The following is a 23657-nucleotide window of genomic DNA, read 5'->3' as shown; positions in this document are numbered from 1 at the left end:
CCATCGCCACGATGGGCGCCTGCCTCATGTGCGAGCGCGACCACCTCGCCGTCGTGACAGTCGGCGACCTCACCACCGCCGCCAGCCCCGGCCACCAGGCCATCGAAATCCCGGTTGACGCCTGCCGACGCTGCGAGGGGCGGCTGCTCATGCTGCTCGCCGACGCGCAGCGGCCCCTGGTCCGGCCCTACGTAGCGGCCGTGTACCCCGACCGACTCCCTGTCCGCTACTCCCGTTGGCGGGCAGGGATGAGGGCCCTCGGGTTCGGGCGTGAGCCCGAGGGCCCGTTGACCAGCACCGACCACGAAAGGCACTACCACCCCGATGGCCAGCAAGAAACAGACCGTCAAGGCAGCCCAGAGCACGATCGCGCGCTACACCAACGGCGCCTCTACGGCTGAACTCAGCCAGGACGCGCTGATCACTCGCCACCTCCGCCGGACGACGGAGCAGCGGTACCGGGACGAGAACCAGAACCAGAACCAGAACAGCAGCTGATCAGCAGCACCCCATGGCGACCGAATCGGGGCAAGGGTCGCACCCCGCTCGCTCCGGCCGAGGCCCGGAAGTCCCAGCTGGGGCGGGCCTCAGATCTGTCCTGTCACTCGTGAGGACGACGCATGATGACCACTGGCGCAGCGAGTTTCGTGCGTGCACCCGGCCACCCCATTTCGGCCGCGGTGCTGCTCATGGATTCGCGGGATCGCATCCTCATCGTTCATCCGGCCCGGCCCGGCGCTCCATGGGCTCTTCCTGGCGGGCTCGTAGAAGGCGGCGAGTCCCCGGTGGACGCCGTACGGCGCGAGGTCCGCGAGGAGTTGGGGATCGAGGTGGACGTACGGGCCATGGATCTGTTCGCGGTGGAGTGGCTCCAGGCCAGGCGCCCCGGACGCTGTGACCGGTTCGCGTTCGTCTTCGCCGGGCCGCGCTTGCCGACGTCGGAGACGGACCGCATCACCCTGCAACGAGACGAACTCGACCGCTGGACTTGGGCGCCGCCGGCGGAGGCCCTGGGTCTCCTGCATCCCCGTATCGCCGCCCGTATCCGGGGCCCGCTCCAGCGCCCCGGCTCAACGCTCTACCGTGAAACCCGGAACGAGAGGACCACACCCCATGAACCACTTCCCGGCCGACCGGACCTTACGTATCGGCACCCGCAGTTCACCGATGGCGCTTGCCCAGTCCGACCAGGTCGCCGCCCTCCTGCGCAAGCATGAGCCGGAGATCAGCATCGAGATCGTTCCCGTCACCACGGAAGCGGACCTCTGGCAGGGCGACCTGGCCCAGCTCGGCGGCAAAGGGCTGTACGTCAAGCAGATCGACACCATGCTCCAGCGCGGCGAGATCGACATGGCCGTCCACTGCCTCAAGGACGTTCCCGGCGACGTCCCCATGCCTGAGGGCCTGATCTTCGCCGCGTACCTGCCCCGCGATGATGTACGCGACGTCCTGCTCTTCCCGGAAGGCTCGTCGATGCAGACCCTCGACGACCTTCCTCCCGGGGCCACGGTCGCTACTTCGGCCGTACGGCGGAAGGCTCAGATCAACCGCGTACGGCCGGACCTCAGCGTCGTACGGGTACGGGGGGCGGTGGGTACCCGCATCGACAAGCTGGACGGCAAGAAGCAGATCGACGCCAAGCTGGACGCCATGATCCTCGCTACCTCGGGCCTGGAACGACTCGGTCTGTCCCACCGGGGCCGGCAGGTCTTCAGCGTCGACGAGATCCTCCCCGCAGTGGGAGCCGGTGTCCTCGGCCTGGAATGCCGCCGGGACGACGGCACCGTGGCGGGCCTCCCCACCGGCGTGAACGATGAGAAGACCATGAGCGAGGCCACGGCCGAACGCGTCATGCTGCACGGCCTGCGGGGGCACTGCAACAGTCCGATCGCCGGACACTGCATCACCGAGCCGGACGGCCAACTGTCCCTGCGAGGCATGGTCTTCAGCCGGGACGGCTCGAAGTTCGTCCACGCCCACATCTGGGGCGAAAGGACCAACGACCCCGCCACCCTCGGCGCCCGCGTCAGCGCCGAACTGCTCCGGCAAGGAGCACGAGAAATCATCGTGGGCGTCCCTCACTGACTTCGTCCCGGAAACCGGCCTCGATCGGGAACGGACCGTGAGGACTACAGGGACCTCACCGGTCCTCGGGTGAACAGGGCCGCTTGTCGCCGCCCCCTGCTCGCCTGGGTTCAGGGGGTGGCTTCACCCTTTCCGTTTCCTGCACCGGAAACGGGGGCTGTGCGCGGGGGCGGACTGCCGGAACGCCGAAGGTGGAACGAGGTCCCAACGGTTCTTTCGACCGGGACATCCCGGGTGTCGTGATCGCGCCAGTGGCGTATGGCTGACCCCCCGTCAAGGACTCTCTGGTGATCGCTGGTCATCGGCCTCTGCGCGGTTGATGCGGAAGTTCCTTGACGGGGCGTGCTGTTGTCGGTGAGGACGGCGGTGTCGTCGCGTTTTCGCCGACCGCCGCGTGCTGGGGTGCGGCAGGGAGGTCGGCGATGTGCCGGAGGCGCCAGACAAGGACGTCGCTGATGGAGTCGGCGGTGTCGAGTTCCCGTTGTGCGGCTGCTTGGGTGAGCAGGGTGGCGGGATGGTGGCCGGTGGCTTCGGTGTCGGCGAGGGTGGCGGCCAGGGCGTGCCAGCCGGGCTCGGCGAGGATCCGTTCGGCCAGTTCCGGCACCGCTTGGCGCAGGTAGGCGGCCTGTCTGCGCTTGAGGGGGTGCGGCAGGTGCCGGCCGCGGTGGTGGAGCACGGCCATGGGCTGCTGTGCGGCTGTGTGGTAGGCGGCGCGCAGGTGTTCGGCGGCCTGACGTGCGGCGGCGGCCTGCTGAGCGTGCTGATGTCTGGCGTGCCAGTGCGCGGCAGCGGTCACCAGGAAGAACACCATGTCGATGACCATCGCCGTGGTCGCGCCGTCTTCTCCGCGGCCGAGGGCCGGGCCGCTGTGGACGAGGTCGCGGGCGGCCTGACGCAGGGCGCGGTCGTGTCCGCGTTCAGCACGGATGTGGGAGCGGGTGGCGCGCTCGAACGCGAAGGCGGCCTCCCGCAGTTCACGCCGCGTGTGAGCCGCGGAGGTCTTGGCGAGCGTGTCCAGCACCTCACCCGCCGCCGCGACCTGCGCGGCCACTGCCCTGTCGTCACCGTGGTCGACGACCAGCACCGCCTTCCACACCGCGGTGGTCGCACGACGGCGCGCAGCCGCCGGGCCCGTGGGCTGGTACGTCCGGCTGGTTCGGGTTCCGCTGTCGTGGTCCGGCTCCGTGCTGTTGCCGGACCAGCGTTCGCGGATTTGGGGGAGGGAGAGGTCGGGAGCGAGCTTGGAGCCTGGATAGAAGACCGGCTCGCCGGTCTTGTTGCGGTCGTCGGGCAGTGCGACCTTGTAGCCCAGCAGGTCGCCGGAGGGAGCGGCACGCTTGCGGATCAGCAAGCCGGCTGCGGCGAGCCGGTCGAAGAACTCTTCTTCGCCCTGCGCGCCGGCGACTGCGCGGCGGACGTGCTCGCGTAGTTCCTCACGCGCGGTCCGCCCGCGGCCGTGGCGTTCGGCTTTGTGCTGTTCGGCGCTGGTGGGGCGTTTGGCGGCGGTGCCGTCGCCTGGGGCGACGCGGCGCAGGCCGTAGTCGGCTTCGATGCGGCGGGCCTCGGCCTGGGCGCGTCGGGCTTCGTTGTGCAGCCGTGGGCGGCGGCCGTCGTCGCGAACCAGGGTGGCGATGATGTGGATGTGGTCGTCGGCGTGGCGGACGGCCGCCCATCGGCAGGCTCGTTCGTCTCCGTCGGGGGCGATGCCGGTGGCGGCGACCGTCCGGCGGGCGATGGCGGCCCAGTCCTCGTCGGACAGGACCGGGTCCTCGGGACTGGCCCGCACCGACAGATGCCACACGTGCTTCTCCGGTCGCCTGTCTTGGGCGAGGGCGTTGACGGGCTGGTCGAGCAGGCGCTCAAGTTGCTCGTAGGTGGCGCTGGGGTCGCGGCCGGGGTCCGGAGTCAGCGGATCGAAGGCGGCGACCAGATGCGGGTCTATGTGCTCTTCGTGCGTGCCGGGTCCGTAGAGGTAGCGGATCAGACCGACTGTCTTGCTGCCGCGTTTGTGGATGCTGGGGATCATGCCGGGGTGTCGCCGTCGCGGTGGGCGAGCAGGGCGTCGGCGGCATCCTCCATGCGGCGGGCCGCGCCGAGGACCGCGTGGGCTGTAGCGTCGAGGTGGGGTGCGTCGGCGCCGGAGTTGAGTGCCTTGGCGACCTGGTTGAACAGGCCGTGGATGCGGCCCAGGTGCCGGCGGGCGGCGAAGATCTCGTCGATGACTTCCCGTTCAGTGGCGATCTCGGCGGCGGTACGGGTCAGGTCGCGGGCCGCCTTGTCCACGGCGTAGGCGAGGAACGCGGCGTTGCTCATCCCGCACCGGCCGGCTGCTTTCGTGAAACGGGCGAACTCGGCGTTGTTCATACGGCAGCTGGGCTGGTGCATTCGCTTGAGCGGCTTGGGCTGGCGCGGGCGCTGACGCCTGCGCGAGAAGGGGTCGGCCAGCCGTTCCCCTCCATGCTGCGAACCGCCCTCGGTCGCTGCCTGCCAGTCCGGTGCCCCCTGGCGCCGGACCGCTCCCGCCACCCCAGGGGCGGGAGACCCGGGAGCATTGCTCCCGGTACAACTTGCTGCGCTGTCTGGGGCTGAGGCGGTGTGCGTCTGCTGCTGAGCTGTGGGTGGTTCGGGGTGCTGTTCGTGCATGTACAGGTTTCTCCGGTGGTGAGGAGGTTGGGGGGTGTCACGTCCGTCGCGTGCGTCGCATGCCTGGTCAGCACAGGTACGGACATCCGGGCAGGTACGGAGAGGTGCGTCCCGGCGAGGGAGTCCGTCCCCGCGCTGACCTGCGCGGGGACGGACGCGACGCAGTGATACGGACCCCAGGCGGGTCAGCGGCCGCGTGTGGGGCCGGCGGGGCCTGCGGGCGGGCCGATGGGCAGCGTGCCCGCCGGGGCGGCGCGTGGCGTGCCCGGGGTTGGGCGCGCGGGCGTGGTGTCGTGCGTGGGGGAGGGTGCCGGGTCGGTGAGGTCACGGCAGTGGCGGGCCCAGGCGTCGAGGAACCGGTTGCGGGCATATGCCTTGGCCTGCCTGCCCTGGTCGAACCGGTAGTTGGCCGGGCTGATGCCGAAGTCGCGCAGCATGTTGCTCAGGTGGTAGGCGTTGAACCCCTTGGTGCCGTGCTCGGCCCAGGGGGCGTCGGGGTCCTGGAGCAAGTCGGCGACCAGAGTCTGGGAGGACAGGGCCTCGGGGTTGCCGTGTGCCTGGAAGATGCGGCGGATGTCGCGCAGTAGCCGCGTCTTCAGGCTGGTCTGCTCGTCCTGGACCGCCTCGTACCGGGTCATCGCCACACAGGCCGCACGGGCGCGCGCGGGCCAGTGACCGCCGGTCAGGTCGGCGGTGATCACCAGTGGCTCCCATGTGTCCGCTGCCCGGTCCTCCACCGGCATCGTCGGCACCATACGGGCGGCCGTGCCGCGCAGCGGTCCCAGCCAGGCGGCCAGCCGGTCACGCAGCGCGTTGAGTTCGGGCACGGAGTTCCGCGAGCGGAACTGGGCGACCTTCTCGCCCGGCTTGCGCTTCTGCATCCGCAGCACGACTGCCCGGTCCATGATCGTGTCCGGCAGGTCACCGATCCCGGCGAGCGCGGCCATGGCGAAGGTGGGGTAGGCGGTTGGCTTGTGCTCGGGGCCGGATATGCGCCAGGCGGGCCGGTTGCGCTGATGCCCGGCGTTCAGCAGGCCGCGCAGGTCCTCCTTGTCGCCAGCCTTGGGGCCGAAGATGGTGTCGGCCTCGTCCACCAGCAGGGTGGGCGGATTCTTGCCGATGACGCGGAAGACGACCGCCGGGGAGGTGTTCACCGTCATCATCGGCTGGTGGACGGTCTCGTGGAGCACGTCCAGAACCCGAGACTTGCCACAGCCCTTCGTCGGCCCGACCACGGCCAGACGCGGCGCGTGCTGCAGAGCGGTCTGGATGTGCGTGGCCGCCACCCACAGCGTGACCGCTGTCAGCGCCTCCTCACTCGGCAGCACCACGTACTTGCCGATCGCCGCCCGCACCTCATCCAGCAGCCCGGCACCCTCACCGGATGCCTGTTCCATGGGGTCTGCCGGTTCCCGAGGAGGCCGGGGAACGGCCTCGTGATCCGGTCCCCGCGAGTCGACGGGACCGGTCCCGTCCTGCTGGACGGTCCCCGCCGCGGGACCATCGGTCCCCAGCGGCCGATGGGGACCGCGCTCACGGTCCCCATTTCGGTCCCCTGGTGCAACAGCAGTCTCTTGGGAACCGGTCCCCGTTTCTATGCCGTTGGCCTGCGGGTTTGCACCAGATGCGGATACGGGGACCGCGGCTTGCGGGGACCGAGCACCGGGCACGTCGCGGGGACGGTCCCCAACAGCAGCATCAGCTGAAGGTCGGTCCCCGCGTGCTTCCACGTCCGTCGAGTGCCCGGCGGTCCCCGACGCGGGGGACCGTGTGTCCGCCTGATCCCTGCGGCGCCAGGGGATGCCCTCGCCGGGGACCGCGGGAGTGGGCCAGCCGATGGGAGATGAATTCGTGGGGGTGGGGGACGTAGAGTCCTCCATAGGCGTTCCTCTCCGGTGAGAGGCAGGACGGGCAAGGTCCCGCCCCTCACCAGCTCATTCGTTCAGGGATGGGTACTGAGCAGGGGAGTCTGTGGCTCTCGGCGTTGGCTCGCCGGGGGCCGCTTCGTTGTCCGCGTCAGGCGCGGGGTCAGGCAGTGAGGCCGTACGACGTCTGGGCATCCAGCCACGTGTCCACCTCCTGCCAGCGGTAGCGCAGGTGACGACCGACCTTGTGGACGTTGGGACCGGTGCCCCGGTACTTCCACTGGTAGAGCGTCTTCACCGGCACCCCGAGGTACGCGGCCACGTCGGTGGGAGTGGCGAGCTGGTCACGCTCGGCGCCGGCAAAGCGCGGGGAGCGGTTCGGCAATGATGTCTCCTTATCGGGATCGGGATTTTGGACGGCAGGCGTGGGCAACACAGCCACATCACGCAGCGAAACGTCCAGAACTGGTTTTGAACCTCCCGGCTACTTCTCTCGGCGTGGCCGGGGAAGACCAAAACAGTAAGGGCGGATCCCCGGTTGCCGAAATCGCTCCCACAGCACTGAAATTTTTCTGCGGCGAAGAAACCTGCAGAGGTGCCGGAATCCGATACCTCAGCAGGCCAGAGGCGATGTCTAGCCGTCAGGAGTGACACAGCCAGCCCGCCGGACACTGCGCCTGATTATCGCTCAAATCACCCCATCGCAATGATGCGGAGGGAAGGTAGCACGACCTCCACGCTGAAAAGGCTCGCGATGTACCGGAATTCGATGAGACGAACGCCACTTCGCTCCCGAACCGCTTTTGTAGAGTTTAAGAACTAACTCTTGCCATGGCGGGCGGATACAAGTTACAGCTAACTGTCACGGCAACCCGACCTGTCGAAATAGGCCCCGCCGGCCTCCACACAGCAAGCGCCATCGAGCACCTACGCCTCGTGCGCGGTCTGACCCAGCACCAGCTCGCCGCCCGCTGCACCGCACTGGGTTGCCCGATGGCCAACACCGCCCTCAGCCGCACCGAGCGCGCCCGGCGCCGCTGCGACATCGACGACCTCGTCGCGATCGCTGCCGCCCTCGGCGTCTCGCCGATGGTCCTGCTCCCGCTGTGCTCGCCAGCCAGCCCCGTGCCCCACCTTGTGACCCAGACCCTCGATCGCTTCCAGGAGGCCCTGCTTGTCTGACGTGTACGACCGCTGGCACAAGTCCCACCCCAAGCCCACCGAGGTCGAGTGCGGCGAACACAAGAGCCGTACGCGGCGGATGGTCGCCACCGCCGACCACGGCATCGGCAAGCGCTGGCAGGTCCGCTACCGCGACCTGGACGGCTGCCAGCGCAAGGAGAACTTCGATACGAAGGCCCAGGCGGACAACCGTGCCGCCGAGGTCGACGTCGAGATCCGGCGCGGCTCCTACGTCGTTCCCGCCGAGACGAAGCAGACGCTCGGGGCCTACGCGCAGAAGTGGCTCGACGCAAACTCCGTCGGCCCGACGACCGCCCTCCGCTACGAGGCGACCGTCCGCAACCACATCGTCGAGCACCTCGGCCGACGAGAGTTGCGGTCCCTCAACCAGCCGTCGATCGTTCAGGGTTGGATCCGCACGCTCCAGGACGGCGGTCTGGAGGTGTCCACGATCGAGGGCATCTTCGACATCCTCTCCAGCATCCTCGGCTCGGCCGTGGAGGACGGACTGCTGCCGAAGAACCCCTGCAAGGCGAAGTCGGTCAAGCTCCCGACCGCGACCAAGAAGAAGATCATCCCTTGGTCGTTGGAGCGCGTGCGCGCCGTCATTGCCGGCCTCCCGAAGCGTTTCCAGGCCGGCGGCAAGCTCGCCTTCGGCTGCGGCCTTCGCCAGGGCGAGGTGTTCGGCTTCGCCGTCGAGGACATCGACTTCAAGGGCGGCTGGATACACGTCACCCGCCAAGTGCGGCTGGTCGGCACGAAGCCCGTCTTCGCCCTCCCCAAGGGCAACAAGATCCGGTCGGTGCCCCTACCCGCCCAACTCGCCGCCGCTCTCAAAGCCCACATGAAGGAGTACCGGCCGGTCGAGGTCACCCTGCCCTGGGCCAAGCCGGACGGCGAGCCGAAGACCTTCCGCCTCCTCTTCGTCGACGCGAAGCAGCGGGCGTACAACCGCAGCGTCTTCAACATGGGCGACTGGAAGCGCGCCCTTGCCGTAGCCGGCGTGATACCTCCCCGCGAGCGCGGCGCGCGCTACCTCCAGGCGGCGCCGGACGACGGCATGCACGCCCTCCGGCACGCCTACGCCTCCGTGCTCCTGGACGCTGGGGAGAGCATCAAGGCACTCTCCGAGTACCTCGGCCACTCGGACCCGGGCTTCACGCTGCGGACGTACACGCATCTCCTGCCGTCGAGCGAGACCCGCACCCGCAAGGCGATCGACGACGCCTTCACTGAAACGGGAACGGGAGCCGAGGCGAAAGACAACGGCGCCCCGCCCGCCGCCCAGGGCACATCAGCACCCCCAGCGAAACCAATGTGCCCTCAATGTGCCCTGGCCGCTTGACAGCCCCTCTCAAGCACTGAAAGGGCGAGGCCCGAAGACCCCGCCCACGACCACCGAAATCCCAGGTCAGGGCCACACCAGGCAGTACGGCTGATGCCCCGCCTCATGCAGGCGGTGGCTGAAGTCCTGCCATTCGTGCAGCTGGTGGTAGTGGTGCGTGCCGAGGGCAGGCTGCGAACGCCTGGATCACCAGCCCTGCGAAGCGTCGGGAGGCCTTGACCTGGCCGGCGGTCGATGTGGTGTGGATCCCCTTGTTGGCCATGAGGATGAGAATCAGGTCGTCCAGGACGAAGTCGGACCGTAGCTGCCCTGCTTCCTTGGCTCGCTGAGCCAGTTCGGCGACTGCTTTCACCGTGTACTCACGGCCCGCGGCGACATCCTTCACCCCCGGGTAGGTCGACAGGAAGGCTTCGGTGAAGCCCCGATCGCGTGCGTGCAGCTCACAGATCCTCTCGATCACCAGGCACAGGCCACGCCACGGATCAGGATCGGCGCACCCCTCGTCGACAATGGCGCGACATGCGTTCAGCTGGTCCGCGAAGGCCTCGGCGACCAGCGTCTGCTTGGTCGGGAAGTGACGGTACAAGGTGGCAGGTCCCACCCCGGCACGCCGGGCGACCTCCCGCATCGGCACGTCCAGGCCGTCGGTGGAGAACAGCGCTCGGGCCGCGTCGAGGATGCGTTCGCGGTTGTCCAGCGCGTCGGAGCGCAACGTATGAGGCAAACGGTCGGTCACCACTCTCACTTTACCTAAACGGACGGGGGCGTCCGTTACCGTCCGAGACGTAGAAGCTCTCGTGCTTGAGCTGTCCGAGAATCTGGAGACCACATTGAAGGCAATCTCGATCCGGACGTTCGGAGGTCCTGACGGTCTGGCTGTTGTCGACCTGCCGGTACCCGCACCTGCCGCCGGGCAGGTACTGATAGCCACCGAGGCGGTGGGCGTCGGTGGTGTCGACACCGTGATCCGAAGCGGGGCTCTGGCCGCCTACGGCTTCAAGGAGGGCCACATCCCGGGTAGCGAGGTGGCGGGCACCGTGACCGCGGTCGGTGACGGCGTCGACGCGTCGTGGCTCGGCCTGCGGGTGTGGGGCTTCACCGGCACCGGCGGAGGCTACGTCGAACAGGCCGTCGCGCCGGTCGAGCAGATCCTTCCCCTGCCCAGCAGCCTGTCCGCCGCCGCCGCGGTAACGCTCGGCAGTTCCGGCGCGGTGGCCCACTTCGGGCTTCGCCACGCCCATTTCGCTCCCGGGGAGACGGTCTTGGTACGTGGCGCGGCGGGCAGTATCGGGATCATGGCGGTGCAGCTCGCGGCTCGCGGTGGTGCCGCCGCGGTGGCGGTCACGACATCGTCATCCGAGCGCGGCGAGCGGCTGCGCCGTCTCGGCGCGACCCACGTGCTGGACCGATCCGGCGACGGAGGGGAAGAGGCCCCCGCGGGCTATGACGTCATCATCGACGTTGTGGCCGGTGAGGACATGCCGTCGTTCTTCGACAGGCTCAACCCGAACGGCCGCATGGTGGCCGTGGGCGCTGTCGCGGGTCAGCCGCCCGCGGACTTCGGCACGAAGATCATGGCGGCGTTCCAGAAGTCGATGTCCTTCGCCGCCTTCAGCGCGGCCACCATCACCCCGGCCGACCTGAGTGCCGTACGCGGCAAGCAGTTCGACGCAGCCGGCCGTGGCGAGATCGAAGCGGTGGTGCACGCACTGCTGCCGCTGGACGAAGCTGTGCTGGCGCACCGGAAGATGGACGCGGGTGAAGTCTTCGGCAGGATCGTGCTGACACCGTAGCCCCGCGCTCTCCCCTCTTGCCCGCTCCAGCCGCGCGGAACGGGTGTCAGAGGGGCTGTGGATACCGCTGGGCATGACGTCCCCGCTCCCCCGGGTCCCGGCGAGGCCGACGGCGGTACGTACAGCGACAACTACCCCGCCGCCTACCTCGGGGTGACAACGTCGCGGTCGACCGCGTCCGCCACCCGATGTACGGCGCGTTCACGGCCAACATCCGGCCGTGCGCCTTCTGGCCGGCCCCCGCGGAGCCGAAGGTGAAGATCCCCGCTCGGGGACCTTCCGACATCCTCATGGTGCGGAACCTCCGCGATCCGGCGACCCCGCTGTCCGGGGCGCTTCGGACGCGCCGAGCCCTCGGTGAACGAGGAGTGCACATGGACGATCGAGATCGACGGCGCTTTCCATGAATCCCGACCCGCCCGATCAGTCTGAACAGACACCGCGATGACAGGGCTCATGAACCGGCCGTCCTGCGAAATCTCGGTACTCATCCGCAAGCCGGAAGAAGGCATCAAGCGGAGGTTCCCCCGGCATGTTCTCCACGATCGCGGCGTCCCACGCGATCGCCGTCGACCACCCACGGGTCCTGCTGAGCCAGGAGGCAAACCCTCCACTCCCACGGTGAAACTCGAACGGCTCATCGACATCGTGGACCTGAAGGGCGAGGTGATACCCGGACATCAGCGCCGCCAGTTCCTCCAATGAGCCCTCACGCACCCATAGGTTCGGCCGCTGCCGAACGGCCTCCAGCAGGTCATAGACGTCCCGCCACTCATCGACAGACCGCACCTTCGACCGTTCACTCGACGCCCCCACCACATCCCCCTCCAGCCAACTGACATCAGCAGCAAGCTAACCCGCCACCTTGACGAACTGCATAGGGGCCCCCGAAACCGCGCCTGTTCGCGCGGCGTCCGCTCCGGTTCAGCGCGTGGTGCGGTCGGCGGCCTCGATGAGCTTCTCCACCGTGCCGGGGTGGCTGACCATGACGGAGTGCGAAGCCCCCCGTACCTCGATCTGGCCGCGCGTGTTCGCGCGGTCGTACTCCCAGCGCTGCAGGGCGGGCGGTATGGCCTTGTCCGCGGCGGCGACCAGGCCCCAGGACGGAATGTCCCGCCAGGCGGCGGCCCGCGTGGGGTCGGTGAGGTGCGTGGCGGCGGCGGGGCGCTGCGTGGCGTGCATGACATCGGTGACCGACCTGGGCAGGTCCGCGGCGAACGCGCTGCGGAACTTGTCGGCCTTGAGATAGATGTCGGTCCCGGTGGTGCCGTCCGGGCCGGTGAACGGCACCTCGTTGATCGCGTCCGGGATCTCGCTGCCGGGGTACTTGCCGAGCAGGCCGATGAGTTGCTCGCCCTCGTCGGGCACGAACGCGGCGACGTAGACCAGGGCCTTGACGTTGGGGTTGCCGGCGGCGGCGTTGGTGATGACCGCGCCGCCGTAGGAGTGACCGGCGAGGATGAGCGGCCCCTTGATCGACTTCAGGAGGCCGGCCAGGTAGGGCGCGTCGCTGGACAGGCCGCGCAGCGGGTTGGCGGGCGCGATCACCGGGTAGCCGTCGCGCTGGAGCCGCTTGATGACATCGTTCCAGATCGCCGAGGCGTCGGCGAAGCCGCCGTGGACGAGGACGACCGTCGGCTTGGCGGCTCCCTGGGCGTCCTTCGTTGCCTGAGGAGCGGTGCCGGGGGCCGCGGTGGCCGCGGTCGTCAGCACCGCCGCCGCTGTGGCGGCCGTCGCGGCGGTGGCCGCGATCAGCGCACGGCGCGCGGTCCTGGTTCTCTGCATGGTGGGAGCCTTGTCTGTTCGAAGAGCCGGACCGGGAACCGGGCCGGAGGGTGGGGAGTTGGGAGGACGGCGCGCTGGACGGTGTATCGGATCAGCGGACCGCGGTCGCCTCGATCTCGATGAGCACGCCGGGCCGGGCGAGCCGCTCGACGCCGATCGCCGCGCTGGTGGGCTTGATGCCGGCCTTGTCGAGTCGGTCGATGACCTGGTCGAAGTGCTGGAAGAAGAGGTCCTCGTCAGTCACCGAGTAGCGCAGGTTCGTGATGTCGCTCGGCTTGTAGCCCGCGTCCTCGACGTACTTCTCCACCTGGTCGAAGACGCGGTCGATCTGCTGCTCCATGTCCCACAGGTGCAGGTACGTGTTGTTCTCGTCCTTCGCCGTCTGCCCGGCCACGAACAGGATGCCGCGCGGGTCCTTCACCTCATGGCTCTGGTACAGGGCGGTCCTGCCGTCGTACTTCCAGGGCTCACCCAGCTTCCTTCGGCCGTCCGTCTTCAGCGGCGCCGCGTCGGTCGCCGGCGCCGCTGCGGACACGCTGGTGGCGCTCAGCCGTGGCTCCTCGCCGGTACCGGACTGAACGCCGAGTACCAGGACCGCGGACGCCAAGCCGCTGACGAGGGCGGTGGCGAGGTTCGTACGGCGGGTCATCGTCATGGTCGTGCCTCTTCTCGGCGAGTGACAGTTCGTGGGGAAAGCCTTGGTGACGAGTCGTGGTGACGAGGCCAGTGAAGACCGCCGCCCGCCCACCGACCCTCACCTCACGCCCCACGTGCCCGTACGTGCAGGATTCCGCCACCCGCCTCCCACCCGGCTGCGGATTTTCGTCACTATGGACCTTGATCACGACCAGGGTCGGAGCCGCGACCCGACACACCTCGGAGGCGCCACCATGGACGTCACGGACAAGCTGGTGGTCTCGGCGTTGCTGGCCAACGGGCGTGCCTCGTGGACGGCGATCGCCGAGGCCCTGGACCTCACCGAGAGCACGGTCCGCAGACGCGGCACCCGGCTGATGGAGTCCGGCCTGCTCGCGGTCACCGTCCTGGAGAATCCCTACCGGGCCTGGGGCGGCTGGCCCCTGCTGCTCATACGGCGCGCGCGTCCAGACCGGACCCTGCGGCTGGCACACCAACTCGCCCGGTTGTACCCGGTGAAGACGGTCTGGGTACTCGACAACGGCGAGATCTTCGCTCTGGTCCACCCCCGCCACCGCGACGAACGCAATGACCTGACACTACGTCACCAATCGCTGATCAGCGATCTCGTCGACCTGCGGACCCTGCCCGTGCTGCGCGCCCACACCCTGGCCGGTCCTCCGCAGCCGCCCCTGCTCACCGCCGCCCAGACGGACCTCGTCCGGCACCCGTACGGAGCTCCCGGCCTCGCTCCCGGCCCTCGTCTCGACGCGGACGAACAGCACCTGGTGGAAGCGCTCGCCGTGGACGGCCGAATGAGCTTCGCCCGGCTCGCGGCGGCGACCCACACCTCCCCCGCGACCGCCCAGCGCCGCCTCGACCGCCTCAGACGCGGCGGCGGCGCCGAGATCGCCACCGTCGTGGACCGCTGCCAGGTGGGCCTGGACGTCCAGGCGGTGTTCTTCATCCAGTGCGACCCGGCCAGGCTGCCCGACACGGTCAAGCAGCTCACCTCCCGCACGGCGGTCCATCTGGCCGCCGCGGTGACCGGCCCCGACAATCTGATCGCCGCGGTGGCCGTGTCCCACACCGACGACGTGTACCGCCTCCAGGCCGACGTACTGCCGGGCCTGCCCGGCTACCGCCATGCCCGCGTCCACCTCGTCACCACGTTCATCAAGGAGAGCGGCATGGTCTATCGCGACGGTCGCTGGCAGGCCGTCGAGCCCTGACCGCCGGCCGCGCCGTACGCTCATCTGCCCGGTCCGCACCAGCAGCGCGTCGCCCCGCCGCACTGTGCTGACCTGCCGGGCGAGGGCGTCTTCCAGATCGCCGGTGGTATCGCACAGCCCGCGTCCAGGCTGTCGGCGCTGGAGCCGTTCCACATCCTGCCCCGGTGGAAGTAGTGGCTCAGGGCGTCCCAACTGGGCGTCCCGCTGGGTGCCCATGACGACCATGCCGTCGGAGTATCCGAACCCACCGGCCGGGCCGGACGCGCTCAGGAACTGGCTCTGGGCTCCGGACAGCTGGTCGGTGATCTGTGTGCCGCTCACTTCGGTCCCACTGTGGTGACGGGGCCTGCCCGGAGGGTGGACAGGGTGCGCGGGAGCCACTCGGAGATGATCCCCAGGACTTCGGGGAGCTTGGTGACCGCGCAGTGCCCGGTCCCGGGCAGCAGGTGGACCTCGGTGGCCCGGCGGCCTTCGAACACCAGGGTGTCGTCCTGCGGGACATGGACGTCGTCGGCGCCGTTGATGACGAGCATCGGCGCCTGGCCGTCCTGGTCCAGCAGCGGCCTCAGCGAGAAGGCCGTCAGTGCCGCGAACAGGTCGTCGTGGCCCGGCTGCCGGTCGAAACCCAGGGCGTTGCCGACGATGCCGTCCATCCCGAACCGGGCGAGACGGCCGTGAGCGAAGGCCGCCTCGACGGGGCCGCCCAGCACGACGGCCGCGTCGGCCTCACCGGCCAGGCCGGAGCGGGCGGAGTAGTGGCCTCCCATCGAGATGCCCACGTGCACGACGATGCCGTTGCCCAGAGTCCGGGCGTGGCCGATCAGGCCGCGGACGATCTCCGCGCCGTCCGGGCTCATCGGCACCTGAGAGTCGCCGGTCCCGGGGATGTCGAAGGCGACCGCCGGCAGGCCGGTGTGCGAGCAGAGCGTCACCAGCAGGCCGTGCAGATCCATCTTCCAGCTGTCGACACCGCCGCTGACCAGCAGCACCGGGCCCTTTCCCGCTACGGCGGGCGGGGTGAGGACATGCACCGGCACGCGCGTGACACCGCCCCGGTAAGGCAGGTCCAGGACGTCCCTGCGAAAGGCGACCGGGAATCCGGGTGCCGCGAGGAGGTACTGCTCGCTCTGGTGGGCCAGCGCGACCCGCTTGGCCTCGTCGGCCAGGGTGGGGAACCGCGCCCAGCCGTAGGCGAGTGCCGAGAGGCCGTGCGATCCGGCCTCGGCGTAGCGCGCCGCGAGCGCCGACCACTCGTGGACCCATCCGCCGGGCTCGTCCGCCCACATGTCGGTGACCGCGGCGCGCACCGCGTCCACGTCGGGGACCGGCAGACCGTTGCCGACCATCTGCGGGTACCGCTCCCCGAACAGATCATTCACGTCCAGCGGCCACTGGTACGACATGACGTCTCCTCCGAAAACCTTTAACGCAGGAAGGCTGCGTTAATTTGGAACGTATCGCCGCCCCGCCGAGTAACGCAAGTATCCTGCGATAGCATTCGGGGGTGAGTGAAGAGCAGGTCCGCCGCAGGACCGGCGGCCGGTCCGCACGGGTCCGCCGGGCCGTCCTGGACGCGACCCTCGGGGCCGTGGCCGAGCACGGCCCCGACGCCGTCAGCATCCCCGAGATCGCCCGCCGGGCGGGCGTCCACGAAACCTCGGTCTACCGGCGGTGGGGCACCCGTGAACACCTCGTCGTCGACGCGCTCCTGGCCTACAGCGAGGAACAGCTCCACATCCCGGACACTGGAACCCTGCGCGACGACCTCATCACCTTCGCGGACTCGCTGGCCGCCTATCTGGACACCCCGTTCGGCAAGGCCCTCGTCCGCTCCATGTCGGCCGCGGCCGACGAGCCGGCCCTGGCCGAAAGCCGCGAAGAGTTCTGGAGCTCACGGTTCGACCTGGCCCGGATCATCGTCGACCGGGCAGTCGCCCGCGGAGAGCTGCCCGAGGACACCGACCCCGCGTTCGTCCTCGAAGTCCTCATCTCACCCCTGCACTTCCGGGCCCTGCTCACCCGCCGCCCCATCGACGGCCACCTCACCAGCAGGCTCGTCGACCTGCTCCTGGACGGCCTCACCCGCTGACTTCGCCACGCCATCCGTCACGCCCTCGAAGAGGCGCGCCCACCAGTCAGAACAGCGACGAGGCGGCGCTCGGGCGGATACCGGTCGGCGACCGCGCGCGAGTACTGCTCGGTGTGATCGGCCGGCCTGCCCGCTTCTCGTGACCGGCGACTCGTTGGACGTAGTCCCCGACCCGGAGCCTGTCCACCGCGGCGACCCAGGCCGCGCAGGTCTGGCCGGGTCCGCTGAGTCGGCTCCGTGACCTCGGGGTGGAGCGGAATTTCACCGCCCCGGCCCGAACCGGCTGTGGATCACCGACCCCCGGGGCCCGGCTCTCCGCCCGCCGCGCGGCACATTTCTGGCCGGTCAGGGGGCTGTGCTGCAATCGACTCATGCCTCTTGATGAACTCCGCGCCCTGCTGAACCGGCATGTGCGGCCGGACCAGTACACCGGCATCGAGGGGGTCCGCCTGTCGAGGTTCGAGATCTCCCTCCCGCCCACCCCGTCGACCTCCGGCACCATGCTGGTCCTGGTCGCCCAGGGCACCAAGCGCCTCATGCTGGGCGAGGAGACGTACGAGTTCCGGGCCGGCCAGTACCTCGTCGCGTCACTGGACCTGCCGATCACCACGAGCTTCGACGCCGACCCGCAGGAGCCCTCGCTCTGTGTCGGGCTGGCCCTTGAGCCCGCCGCCATCGCCGATCTCCTGCTGGCCGAACCCGAGGCGGCACCGCGCGACCCGGGCAGAGCACGGCCGGCTCTCGCCGTCGGCGACGCCTCGCCCGAGCTGATCGATGCCGTGGTCCGCCTGCTGCACCTACTGGATCACCCCCGCGACCAGGCGACCCTCGCCCCGCTGATCAAACGCGAGATCCTTTGGCGGCTGATCACCGGCGACCAAGGCGAGCTCGTACGCCAGCTCGGCCTCGCCGACAGCAGCCTCACCCACATCTCACAGGCAGCCCGCTGGGTCCGGGAACACTACGCCGAGCCGTTCCGGGTCGAGGATCTGGCCCGCCTCGCGAACATGAGCACCTCCTCCTTCCACCGCAACTTCCGGGCCGTCACGGCGATGACCCCCATCCAGTTCCAGAAGCAGATCCGTCTGCAGCAGGCGCGGCTGATGCTGGCGACCCACGCCGACGACGTGACCGGCGTCGCCCTCCGCGTCGGCTACGAGAGCCCCTCACAGTTCAGCCGCGAGTACCGGCGCCTCTTCGGCACACCGCCCAGTCAGGACACCGTCGCACCATGACGGGAGCCCGTACCGGTACTGGTCTCGCCACCACACGGCAGGAATGGGCAAGGACGCGAGAGGATCTTTCTTCCTCGGCCGCACCGCCGGATGGTTCTCTGGACATGTCTTCTTCTGGCCTGCGATAGCGCGCGGAACGCTGCGCGCCGGGCCTTGTCGATCCAGGAGGTGTGGTTGTGACCGAGCAACCCAAGAGGGCTTCGCTGCCTCACGAGTTTCATCCGCGGGTACCGTCCTTCACCGTCGCGAGCGAGGATTTCGAACCCGGCGCGGTGCTGAAGGACGCGCAGGTCTACGCGGCCGGGAACACCTCTCCGCAGCTGAGGTGGGAGGGCTTCCCGGCCGGGACCAAGAGCTTCGCCGTGTCGTGCTTCGACCCGGACGCGCCCACCGGCAGCGGATTCTGGCACTGGTCCCTCTTCGACATTCCGGCCTCGGTGACCGAACTGCCGGTGGGCGCGGGCAGCGGCAAGTTCGAAGGGCTCCCCGAAGGCGCCATCCAGGTACGCAACGACTACGGGAGCAAGGACTTCGGCGGCGCCGCACCGCCGGCCGGCGACCCGGCGCACCGCTACGTCTTCACCGTCTACGCCGTGGACCAGGAGAAGCTCGGCCCGGACTCCGACGCCTCACCGGCCTTCGTCGGCTTCAACCTCCGCTTCCACACACTCGCACGGGCTCAGGTCATCGCCGAGTACGCGGCCCCCGCGTAGGCGTCGGCCAAGCCGCCGCTGGGCATCGGACCGGCGGCTTCCTCTCGCAGCGGTGAGCGCCCGCACGCTCGGGGACGGCCCCTGCCAGACCATGCTCGCCGGGTTCTGGCAGGGAAGTCCGTCTTCGGCGGGCAGGGCTGAGTACCGGCCATCGTCAGCACGAGGCGGACATCGGTCTACCTCCGGTCGTACCAGGAGCCGGGAGTCTTCTGGGCGGACGGTTGGCGGATTCCGCCCCACACCAGCCCCTTCCGCCACCCCTGTGATCAGCATTCGGGCTGGACGGTAGAGGCGCCGGTGCACAGCGCAGGCAGTGGTGAGCACGTATCGCCGTCCGTCGTCGCCGCCAGGGCGGGCCGGGCCGTCCGCGGGCAGCTCACCTCGGCGGGAGAGCGCTGAGGTCGGGACGATTACCGCTCCCGGACGGCGTAGGTCACATGCGTCACCCCCGGGGAGGGCTCCGAGCGGATCTGCTCCAAGGCCACGCGGCCGGCGTCCACGCCCTCGAACAGGCGAATTCCGGAGCCGAACAGCACGGGTGAGAGCGCGATCGAGAACTCGTCGATCAGGCCGGCGTTCACGTACTCCAGGATCGTCGCGCCGCCGCCCGCGACGCGGACGTCGCGATCACCGGCGGCCTCGCGGGCCTGGTCGAGGGCGGACTCGATGCCGTCGTTGACGAAGTGGAACGTGGTCCCGCCCGGCCGCTCCCAGGGGTCACGCTTCTCGTGCGTCACGACGAAGACCGGCGTGTGGAACGGCGCCTCCTCCGGCCACATCTGCTCGCCGGCGTCGAACATGCGCTTACCCATCACGCTCGCGCCGGTGCGCTCGAACGTCTCCCGCACGATGTCGTTGTCGCGCCCCTCCTCGCCGCCCCGGCCGAGCTTCAGGTTCTCCCGGAAGAACCGCTGCGGGAAGATCCACCGCTGCAGCTCCATCCACTGCCGCCCCATCAATTCCTCGGAGGACTCGGGCGCGATGAAACCGTCCAGCGACATCGACACACTGAAGAACACCTTCCCGGCCATCAGCCCTCCCCTCCCTTCCGAACGATCTCGGTGACGTATGCGGCCAGGTTGCTCAGGGTCTGCCGGCCGCCCTCGATCGCGTGGTACTTCTCGACCGCCTCGTCGCGCAGCTCCTTGGTGGGGAACACCGTGTGCATTTCGATCCGGGTCGCCGCACCGTCGGGCTCGAACGTGATGACCGACTCGAAGGCGTTCGGGTCATCGCGGGTCTCACCGTGGAGCAACGCGATCCGCTCCGGCGGGGCGAGCTCGGTCCAGGAGATCCACTCCTGGTAGTCCGTCCCGTCCGGTCCATGCATCACGAAGACCCACTCCCCGCCGACGCGGAACTCGAACGCCCGCGTGGTGGTGGTGAACCCCTCCGGTCCCCACCATCGCGACAGGTGCCGCACCTCGGTGAACGCCTCGAACACCAGCTCCCGTGGGGCGTCGATGATCCGGGAGATGACGATCTCGCGGTCGGCTGTCGCCGACCGCGCCGGCGTTCCTCGTTCTGTCGTGCCCATCAGCTACTCCGCTTTCCTTGTCTGCTTCAGATCCTGCACGTAGGCGTCCAGTCGGTCGAAGCTCTCGTTCCAGAACTGCTCGAAACCGCCGGTCCACTCGTGGACGGGCCGCAGCCCGCCGGCGTCAAGGCCGTACAAGCGCTGCTTGCCCGCCTTGCGGTCGCACACCAGCCCGACCTCCCGGAGCACCCGTAGATGTTTGGACGCCCCCGGCTGGGTCATCCCCAGCTCCTGGGCCAACTCCGTCACCGACCGCTCGCCACCCCGTAGCAGTACCAGGATCTCCCGGCGCTGCGGCTCGGCGATCGCGTTGAAGACGTCCGACGTCGTCGCTGCTCGTGCCATGGGGCAATCGTATGCCGATATCGGCATGCGTCAAGGGTCGACCGCCGTCGTCGAACGGTTCGACGCAACCGCGAGATCCGCACCTATCTCCGCAAGCGCGGCAACCGACACGTCATCCCGGAGAAGAGTGACCACCAGGGCCGCCCGCCTACGCCCGGGTTCGCGCGGCGGATCTGGCTCCGATCATGATCCGGCAGGGAGGAGCGCGGCGATCTCGCCCAGAACTCGGGCCGCCGGTACCGGGTCGACCAGCCACTTCAGGTGGCTGCTGGTGAGCGTACGGACGTCGTAGGGGTTCTGCGGCGTCAGCGCGTCCCCCTCGCGGATCATCCGGTCCTGCATGGCGACCGGCACGCTGGTGTCCTCGGCCAGCCGGATGTACGTCTTGGGGATCCGCCCCCAGGTGTCGGGCTGTGCCCGGTCATCGGGCGTGCCGGCGTCGAGGTTCTCGTCGGGCTGGAAGGTGTTGAGGAAGACCATGAACTCCTCGTCCGTCCCGTCGGCGAGGAAAGCCGCCTTGAAGGCCGCGAGGACGCCAGGGTCGGCGGTGCGGAAGTTGGAGCGCAGCAGCCCGAGTTCGGCGGGGTTCCCGACCATCGCCGCTACCTGCCCTGTGGCGTCGACCGAGGCCATCTCGGGCTCGGCATAGTAGGAGTTGACGTCGAGATCGACGGGGCACCAGGCGGAGACATAGACGATGCGGTCGATCAGGTCGGGCCGCTGGTTGGCCGCGACGGTGGCCGTCATACCGCCGCGGCTGTGTGAGACGAGGATGACGGGGCCGTTGCGCTTGGCCCGCTCCAGTATCCCGATGAGGTGCGCGGCGTTGTCGGCGAGCGTGACGCCCTTGATGGCCCCGGGCGCGGTGGCGAGCCCTGCGGGATCCTGCGGCGCCTGATAGGCGCGCGGGTAGGTCGCGGCGAACCCGTGCCCCGGAAGATCGACGGCGATCGAACGGTGTCCGAGGAGGCCGAGTTCGGCCTGGAGTGGTGCGAAGGAGAACGAATTCGCGAAGGCTCCGTGAACCAGTACGAACGTCGGTCGCATCTGTCTACCTCACTTTTTAGGTACTGTCCGGCGGATCATCGCGTTACGGCCAGGGCATGAAGTCGCAGGACGGGGGGACAAGGCGCCATGCTCGACTCCCTGGATACGTAGGTGTGTTGTGCTCGTCGACCGCAACCCCAAAGGCGCGGATCGGGCATGAAGATCATTCCGGAGAACGGTGACAGGCGCCTCTCCGCGCCTGGATAATGGATCTGTGACCGGAGTCGGCGCCGGATCGCTGAGATGGTCACGGTGCCGTGGAGAACGCAGGCACGCTTGTCGGACGGGGAGCCGCCGTTCCAGCGCGCTCCGGGCGGAATCGGGGGCCGGGTCACGCCAGGACTGCGTCCGGTCCGGCTGCCGCCACGCGGCTCTGCCCGGCCCATCGGACCGCGTACGGCATCGCCAGTCCCGCGAGCACGAAGACGCCGCCGAGCGCCAGCCAGCCGGGGACGCCCCAAGTGATGCAGAACAGGGCCAGGACCGACGGCGCCAGAGAGCCCGCCAGGCCCGTACCGGTGGCATGAAGTCCGGAGTACTGGCCCTGAGCCTGAGCGGGCGCGAGTCCGAAGCTCAGCTCGAACGAGGCCGCCGCGTGCCAGAGTTCGCCGACCGTGTGCACGACGACACCCGTGACGATCAGCACAGAGGCGAGCCATCCCGGCATCCCCGCGGCGGCCGCGATCGCCGCCATGCCGAGCAGGAACGCCACACCGGAACGGGCCGCGCCCCGTCCCGCGGAGGCGTTGTCGACGACACCCCGGCTCGCCCGTACCTGGAACACCACCACCATCAGCGTGTTGACCACCCCACATGCCCCGATCAGCCAGGGGGGTGTCTGGCTGTGGCCGACGATCCACAGTGGCAGCGCGAACACCAGAACGTGTCCCTGAAGCGAGAGAAGTGAGTCGAGCGCGGTCACCACCATGTACGGGAGATCCTTCAGCACGCCCCACCGGCCGGCCGCGGGCACCTTCGATGCGGAGCCGTGCTCCGGTTCGCGCACCGGCGGCAGGTGCGGCAGGCGGGTCACGACGGCCGCGCAGAGCAGGAAGCTCAGGGCGTTGGCCAGGATCAGCGCCATGTAGGCGCCTCGTGTGTCCACCTGCACCACCACACCGGCCATGACCGCACCGCACGCTCCGGCGAGGTTGGCCGTCGCCCGCAGGTAGGACCGGTACCTGGTCGGGTTCGGCCCCGCGAAGCCGCGCGTCAGCGGCCCCCGGGCCGCGGCCCCGGCCGAGGCCGCGAGCTGGGTGAGCGAGATGGTCAGGACGAACGCCCAGAACGAGTGCACCAGCACCAGCGCCGCCATCGCCGCGGCCTGTACGCACTGGATCACCAGGTACGTCTCACGCGGCCCGTGCCGGTCGGCCACCCGCCCCGCCGGTACCCCGGCCACCAGGCCCACCAGGGCCGCCACCCCCATGGCCAGACCGACCTGCGCGACCGACAGGCCGACCGAGCGAGTGAAGAACAGTGCGGCGCCGGTCATGAAGAGACCGTTGCCGATCATGCTGATGAACGTCGCCAGCGCCAGCGTCCGCCGCGGTCCGCGTTCGAGCAGCACCCCTCGCGCGATCACCCACGGCGGCCGAGGCCGCCACCGTGATGGCGAGGGTGTGCCGGCCGATATGCCGCCTGAGGTCTTGTCAGTTCTCAAGGTGTGCTGGATTCCCTTCTCCGAAAGCCCGCTTGCCGCTCAGGGACTATGCACGGCGCCCAAGCCGCGGCGAAAGGCGATCCGATCTGGCGAAATGTCACATCTGTAGCGGGAACCGGGGGCGACCGCCGGAAGTTGTGATGAGTGACGGGCCGCCGGACCCGACGAGCGGGTCCGCGGCAGCGGATGAGGGTGCGGGCGATGCCCGTGAAGGCCGTGGAAGTGTTCGGCTTTGCGCGTGTAGCGGCGGCGGAGCCGTGCGCAACGGCCGGGGTGACCATGACCAGCGGGAGCCGTCCGCGGGTGTTGGTGACCTCGCCTGTGTCGGGGTGGCGGGCGAATCACACCATGCGGGCCAGGTCCCTCTGCCGTCCGCCGTGTGATCGGTCAGTCCCCGACGACGAGCACGGGCCGGCCGCGCCCGTTCGGCCGGCGTTGAGGAAGACCCTTGTACTGCCGAGC

General features: G+C 69.4%; 24 protein-coding genes. 11 read left to right on the top strand and 13 right to left on the bottom strand.

Annotated features, from left to right (window positions below; all coding sequences use genetic code 11):
- The first annotated feature begins 324 nt into the window (after positions 1–324).
- The 3 genes from AB0M67_RS39730 to hemC all read left to right on the top strand — a co-directional run bounded on the left by AB0M67_RS39730 (position 325) and on the right by hemC (position 2085).
- On the top strand, positions 325–498 hold the full coding sequence (locus tag AB0M67_RS39730) for a hypothetical protein (RefSeq protein WP_365752866.1): 174 nt from the start codon (positions 325–327) through the stop codon (positions 496–498).
- Between the two features lie 122 nt (positions 499–620).
- Entirely contained in the window at positions 621–1217 is a 597-nt protein-coding gene (locus tag AB0M67_RS39725; protein ID WP_365752864.1) for an NUDIX hydrolase, read from the top strand.
- Entirely contained in the window at positions 1114–2085 is a 972-nt protein-coding gene (gene hemC, locus AB0M67_RS39720) for a hydroxymethylbilane synthase (protein ID WP_365752862.1), read from the top strand. The genes AB0M67_RS39725 and hemC overlap by 104 nt, the downstream gene beginning before the upstream one ends.
- Positions 2086–2383: 298 nt before the next feature.
- Here the strand turns inward: hemC and AB0M67_RS39715 are convergent, their stop codons facing one another.
- From AB0M67_RS39715 to AB0M67_RS39700, 4 genes are all read right to left on the bottom strand, one after another.
- Positions 2384–4111 carry a relaxase/mobilization nuclease domain-containing protein gene (locus AB0M67_RS39715; RefSeq protein ID WP_365752861.1) on the bottom strand — a complete coding sequence of 576 codons (1728 nt, stop codon included), beginning with the start codon at positions 4109–4111 and terminating at the stop codon, positions 2384–2386.
- A complete protein-coding gene (locus tag AB0M67_RS39710; protein ID WP_365752885.1) occupies positions 4108–4449 on the bottom strand; it encodes a plasmid mobilization relaxosome protein MobC in 342 nt (113 codons plus the stop codon). Before AB0M67_RS39710 ends, AB0M67_RS39715 begins: the two co-directional genes overlap by 4 nt.
- 464 nt (positions 4450–4913) lie before the next feature.
- Entirely contained in the window at positions 4914–6125 is a 1212-nt protein-coding gene (locus AB0M67_RS39705; RefSeq protein ID WP_365752859.1) for a DUF3631 domain-containing protein, read from the bottom strand.
- Between the two features lie 631 nt (positions 6126–6756).
- Complete coding sequence (locus tag AB0M67_RS39700) at positions 6757–6978, bottom strand: helix-turn-helix domain-containing protein (RefSeq protein WP_365752857.1); 222 nt, start codon at positions 6976–6978, stop codon at positions 6757–6759.
- A 446-nt stretch (positions 6979–7424) separates the two neighbouring features.
- On the opposite strand from AB0M67_RS39700, the gene AB0M67_RS39695 reads away from it, so the two are divergent.
- A complete protein-coding gene (locus AB0M67_RS39695; RefSeq protein ID WP_365752856.1) occupies positions 7425–7775 on the top strand; it encodes a helix-turn-helix transcriptional regulator in 351 nt (116 codons plus the stop codon).
- A 1-nt stretch (position 7776) separates the two neighbouring features.
- Complete coding sequence (locus AB0M67_RS39690; protein ID WP_365752883.1) at positions 7777–9120, top strand: site-specific integrase; 1344 nt, start codon at positions 7777–7779, stop codon at positions 9118–9120.
- A gap of 103 nt (positions 9121–9223) precedes the next feature.
- On the opposite strand, the gene AB0M67_RS39685 is transcribed toward AB0M67_RS39690, so the two are convergent.
- Positions 9224–9856, bottom strand: a complete 633-nt coding sequence (locus AB0M67_RS39685; protein ID WP_365752854.1) for a helix-turn-helix domain-containing protein — start codon at positions 9854–9856, stop codon at positions 9224–9226.
- 94 nt (positions 9857–9950) lie between these two features.
- On the opposite strand from AB0M67_RS39685, the gene AB0M67_RS39680 reads away from it, so the two are divergent.
- Positions 9951–10913, top strand: coding sequence for a zinc-binding dehydrogenase (locus AB0M67_RS39680; protein WP_365752882.1), 963 nt, complete (start codon positions 9951–9953; stop codon positions 10911–10913).
- A 188-nt stretch (positions 10914–11101) separates the two neighbouring features.
- A complete protein-coding gene (locus tag AB0M67_RS39675; RefSeq protein WP_365752852.1) occupies positions 11102–11320 on the top strand; it encodes an alpha/beta hydrolase in 219 nt (72 codons plus the stop codon).
- Between the two features lie 517 nt (positions 11321–11837).
- Here the strand turns inward: AB0M67_RS39675 and AB0M67_RS39670 are convergent.
- Both AB0M67_RS39670 and AB0M67_RS39665 read right to left on the bottom strand, forming a co-directional pair.
- Positions 11838–12698: an alpha/beta hydrolase gene (locus tag AB0M67_RS39670; protein WP_365752851.1), complete on the bottom strand. Its 861-nt coding sequence runs from the start codon at positions 12696–12698 to the stop codon at positions 11838–11840.
- A 91-nt stretch (positions 12699–12789) separates the two neighbouring features.
- Positions 12790–13353 carry a RidA family protein gene (locus AB0M67_RS39665; RefSeq protein WP_365752849.1) on the bottom strand — a complete coding sequence of 188 codons (564 nt, stop codon included), beginning with the start codon at positions 13351–13353 and terminating at the stop codon, positions 12790–12792.
- Between the two features lie 235 nt (positions 13354–13588).
- On the opposite strand from AB0M67_RS39665, the gene AB0M67_RS39660 reads away from it, so the two are divergent.
- Positions 13589–14566, top strand: a complete 978-nt coding sequence (locus AB0M67_RS39660; RefSeq protein WP_365752847.1) for an Lrp/AsnC family transcriptional regulator — start codon at positions 13589–13591, stop codon at positions 14564–14566.
- Between the two features lie 317 nt (positions 14567–14883).
- On the opposite strand, the gene AB0M67_RS39655 is transcribed toward AB0M67_RS39660, so the two are convergent.
- Positions 14884–15969, bottom strand: a complete 1086-nt coding sequence (locus AB0M67_RS39655; protein ID WP_365752845.1) for an alpha/beta hydrolase — start codon at positions 15967–15969, stop codon at positions 14884–14886.
- Positions 15970–16070: 101 nt separating this feature from the next.
- Between AB0M67_RS39655 and AB0M67_RS39650 the strand changes: the two genes are divergently transcribed.
- From AB0M67_RS39650 to AB0M67_RS39640, 3 genes are all read left to right on the top strand, one after another.
- Positions 16071–16655, top strand: coding sequence for a TetR/AcrR family transcriptional regulator (locus AB0M67_RS39650; protein WP_365752843.1), 585 nt, complete (start codon positions 16071–16073; stop codon positions 16653–16655).
- 371 nt (positions 16656–17026) lie between these two features.
- Positions 17027–17890, top strand: a complete 864-nt coding sequence (locus AB0M67_RS39645) for an AraC family transcriptional regulator (protein ID WP_365752841.1) — start codon at positions 17027–17029, stop codon at positions 17888–17890.
- Between the two features lie 176 nt (positions 17891–18066).
- Positions 18067–18603 (top strand): YbhB/YbcL family Raf kinase inhibitor-like protein, encoded by a 537-nt coding sequence (locus tag AB0M67_RS39640; protein ID WP_365752839.1) that lies wholly within the window; start codon positions 18067–18069, stop codon positions 18601–18603.
- A 410-nt stretch (positions 18604–19013) separates the two neighbouring features.
- Here the strand turns inward: AB0M67_RS39640 and AB0M67_RS39635 are convergent, their stop codons facing one another.
- From AB0M67_RS39635 to AB0M67_RS39615, 5 genes are all read right to left on the bottom strand, one after another.
- Positions 19014–19634 (bottom strand): dihydrofolate reductase family protein, encoded by a 621-nt coding sequence (locus AB0M67_RS39635; RefSeq protein WP_365752837.1) that lies wholly within the window; start codon positions 19632–19634, stop codon positions 19014–19016.
- A complete protein-coding gene (locus tag AB0M67_RS39630; RefSeq protein WP_365752835.1) occupies positions 19634–20140 on the bottom strand; it encodes an SRPBCC family protein in 507 nt (168 codons plus the stop codon). The genes AB0M67_RS39635 and AB0M67_RS39630 overlap by 1 nt, the downstream gene beginning before the upstream one ends.
- A 3-nt stretch (positions 20141–20143) precedes the next feature.
- Positions 20144–20485: a metalloregulator ArsR/SmtB family transcription factor gene (locus AB0M67_RS39625; RefSeq protein WP_365752833.1), complete on the bottom strand. Its 342-nt coding sequence runs from the start codon at positions 20483–20485 to the stop codon at positions 20144–20146.
- Positions 20486–20668: 183 nt separating this feature from the next.
- A complete protein-coding gene (locus tag AB0M67_RS39620) occupies positions 20669–21532 on the bottom strand; it encodes an alpha/beta fold hydrolase (RefSeq protein WP_365752831.1) in 864 nt (287 codons plus the stop codon).
- Between the two features lie 331 nt (positions 21533–21863).
- Positions 21864–23117 carry an MFS transporter gene (locus tag AB0M67_RS39615; RefSeq protein WP_365752829.1) on the bottom strand — a complete coding sequence of 418 codons (1254 nt, stop codon included), beginning with the start codon at positions 23115–23117 and terminating at the stop codon, positions 21864–21866.
- Between the last annotated feature and the right edge of the window lie 540 nt (positions 23118–23657).

The organism is Streptomyces sp. NPDC051662, assembly GCF_040681655.1.
GTDB lineage: Bacteria > Actinomycetota > Actinomycetes > Streptomycetales > Streptomycetaceae > Streptomyces.
The sequence above is the reverse complement of the archived record's forward strand: the minus strand, read 5'-3'. Positions and strand labels throughout refer to the sequence as shown.

Coding starts and splice junctions, on each gene's coding strand:
- AB0M67_RS39730 (WP_365752866.1), top strand. CDS start 325: ATGGCCAGCAAGAAACAGACCGTCAAGGCAGCCCAGAGCACGATCGCG.
- AB0M67_RS39725 (WP_365752864.1), top strand. CDS start 621: ATGATGACCACTGGCGCAGCGAGTTTCGTGCGTGCACCCGGCCACCCC.
- hemC (WP_365752862.1), top strand. CDS start 1,114: ATGAACCACTTCCCGGCCGACCGGACCTTACGTATCGGCACCCGCAGT.
- AB0M67_RS39715 (WP_365752861.1), bottom strand. CDS start 4,111: ATGATCCCCAGCATCCACAAACGCGGCAGCAAGACAGTCGGTCTGATC.
- AB0M67_RS39710 (WP_365752885.1), bottom strand. CDS start 4,449: ATGAACAACGCCGAGTTCGCCCGTTTCACGAAAGCAGCCGGCCGGTGC.
- AB0M67_RS39705 (WP_365752859.1), bottom strand. CDS start 6,125: ATGGAACAGGCATCCGGTGAGGGTGCCGGGCTGCTGGATGAGGTGCGG.
- AB0M67_RS39695 (WP_365752856.1), top strand. CDS start 7,425: ATGGCGGGCGGATACAAGTTACAGCTAACTGTCACGGCAACCCGACCT.
- AB0M67_RS39675 (WP_365752852.1), top strand. CDS start 11,102: ATGTACGGCGCGTTCACGGCCAACATCCGGCCGTGCGCCTTCTGGCCG.
- AB0M67_RS39670 (WP_365752851.1), bottom strand. CDS start 12,698: ATGCAGAGAACCAGGACCGCGCGCCGTGCGCTGATCGCGGCCACCGCC.
- AB0M67_RS39665 (WP_365752849.1), bottom strand. CDS start 13,353: ATGACGATGACCCGCCGTACGAACCTCGCCACCGCCCTCGTCAGCGGC.
- AB0M67_RS39660 (WP_365752847.1), top strand. CDS start 13,589: ATGGACGTCACGGACAAGCTGGTGGTCTCGGCGTTGCTGGCCAACGGG.
- AB0M67_RS39655 (WP_365752845.1), bottom strand. CDS start 15,969: ATGTCGTACCAGTGGCCGCTGGACGTGAATGATCTGTTCGGGGAGCGG.
- AB0M67_RS39645 (WP_365752841.1), top strand. CDS start 17,027: ATGCCTCTTGATGAACTCCGCGCCCTGCTGAACCGGCATGTGCGGCCG.
- AB0M67_RS39635 (WP_365752837.1), bottom strand. CDS start 19,634: ATGGCCGGGAAGGTGTTCTTCAGTGTGTCGATGTCGCTGGACGGTTTC.
- AB0M67_RS39630 (WP_365752835.1), bottom strand. CDS start 20,140: ATGGGCACGACAGAACGAGGAACGCCGGCGCGGTCGGCGACAGCCGAC.
- AB0M67_RS39625 (WP_365752833.1), bottom strand. CDS start 20,485: ATGGCACGAGCAGCGACGACGTCGGACGTCTTCAACGCGATCGCCGAG.
- AB0M67_RS39620 (WP_365752831.1), bottom strand. CDS start 21,532: ATGCGACCGACGTTCGTACTGGTTCACGGAGCCTTCGCGAATTCGTTC.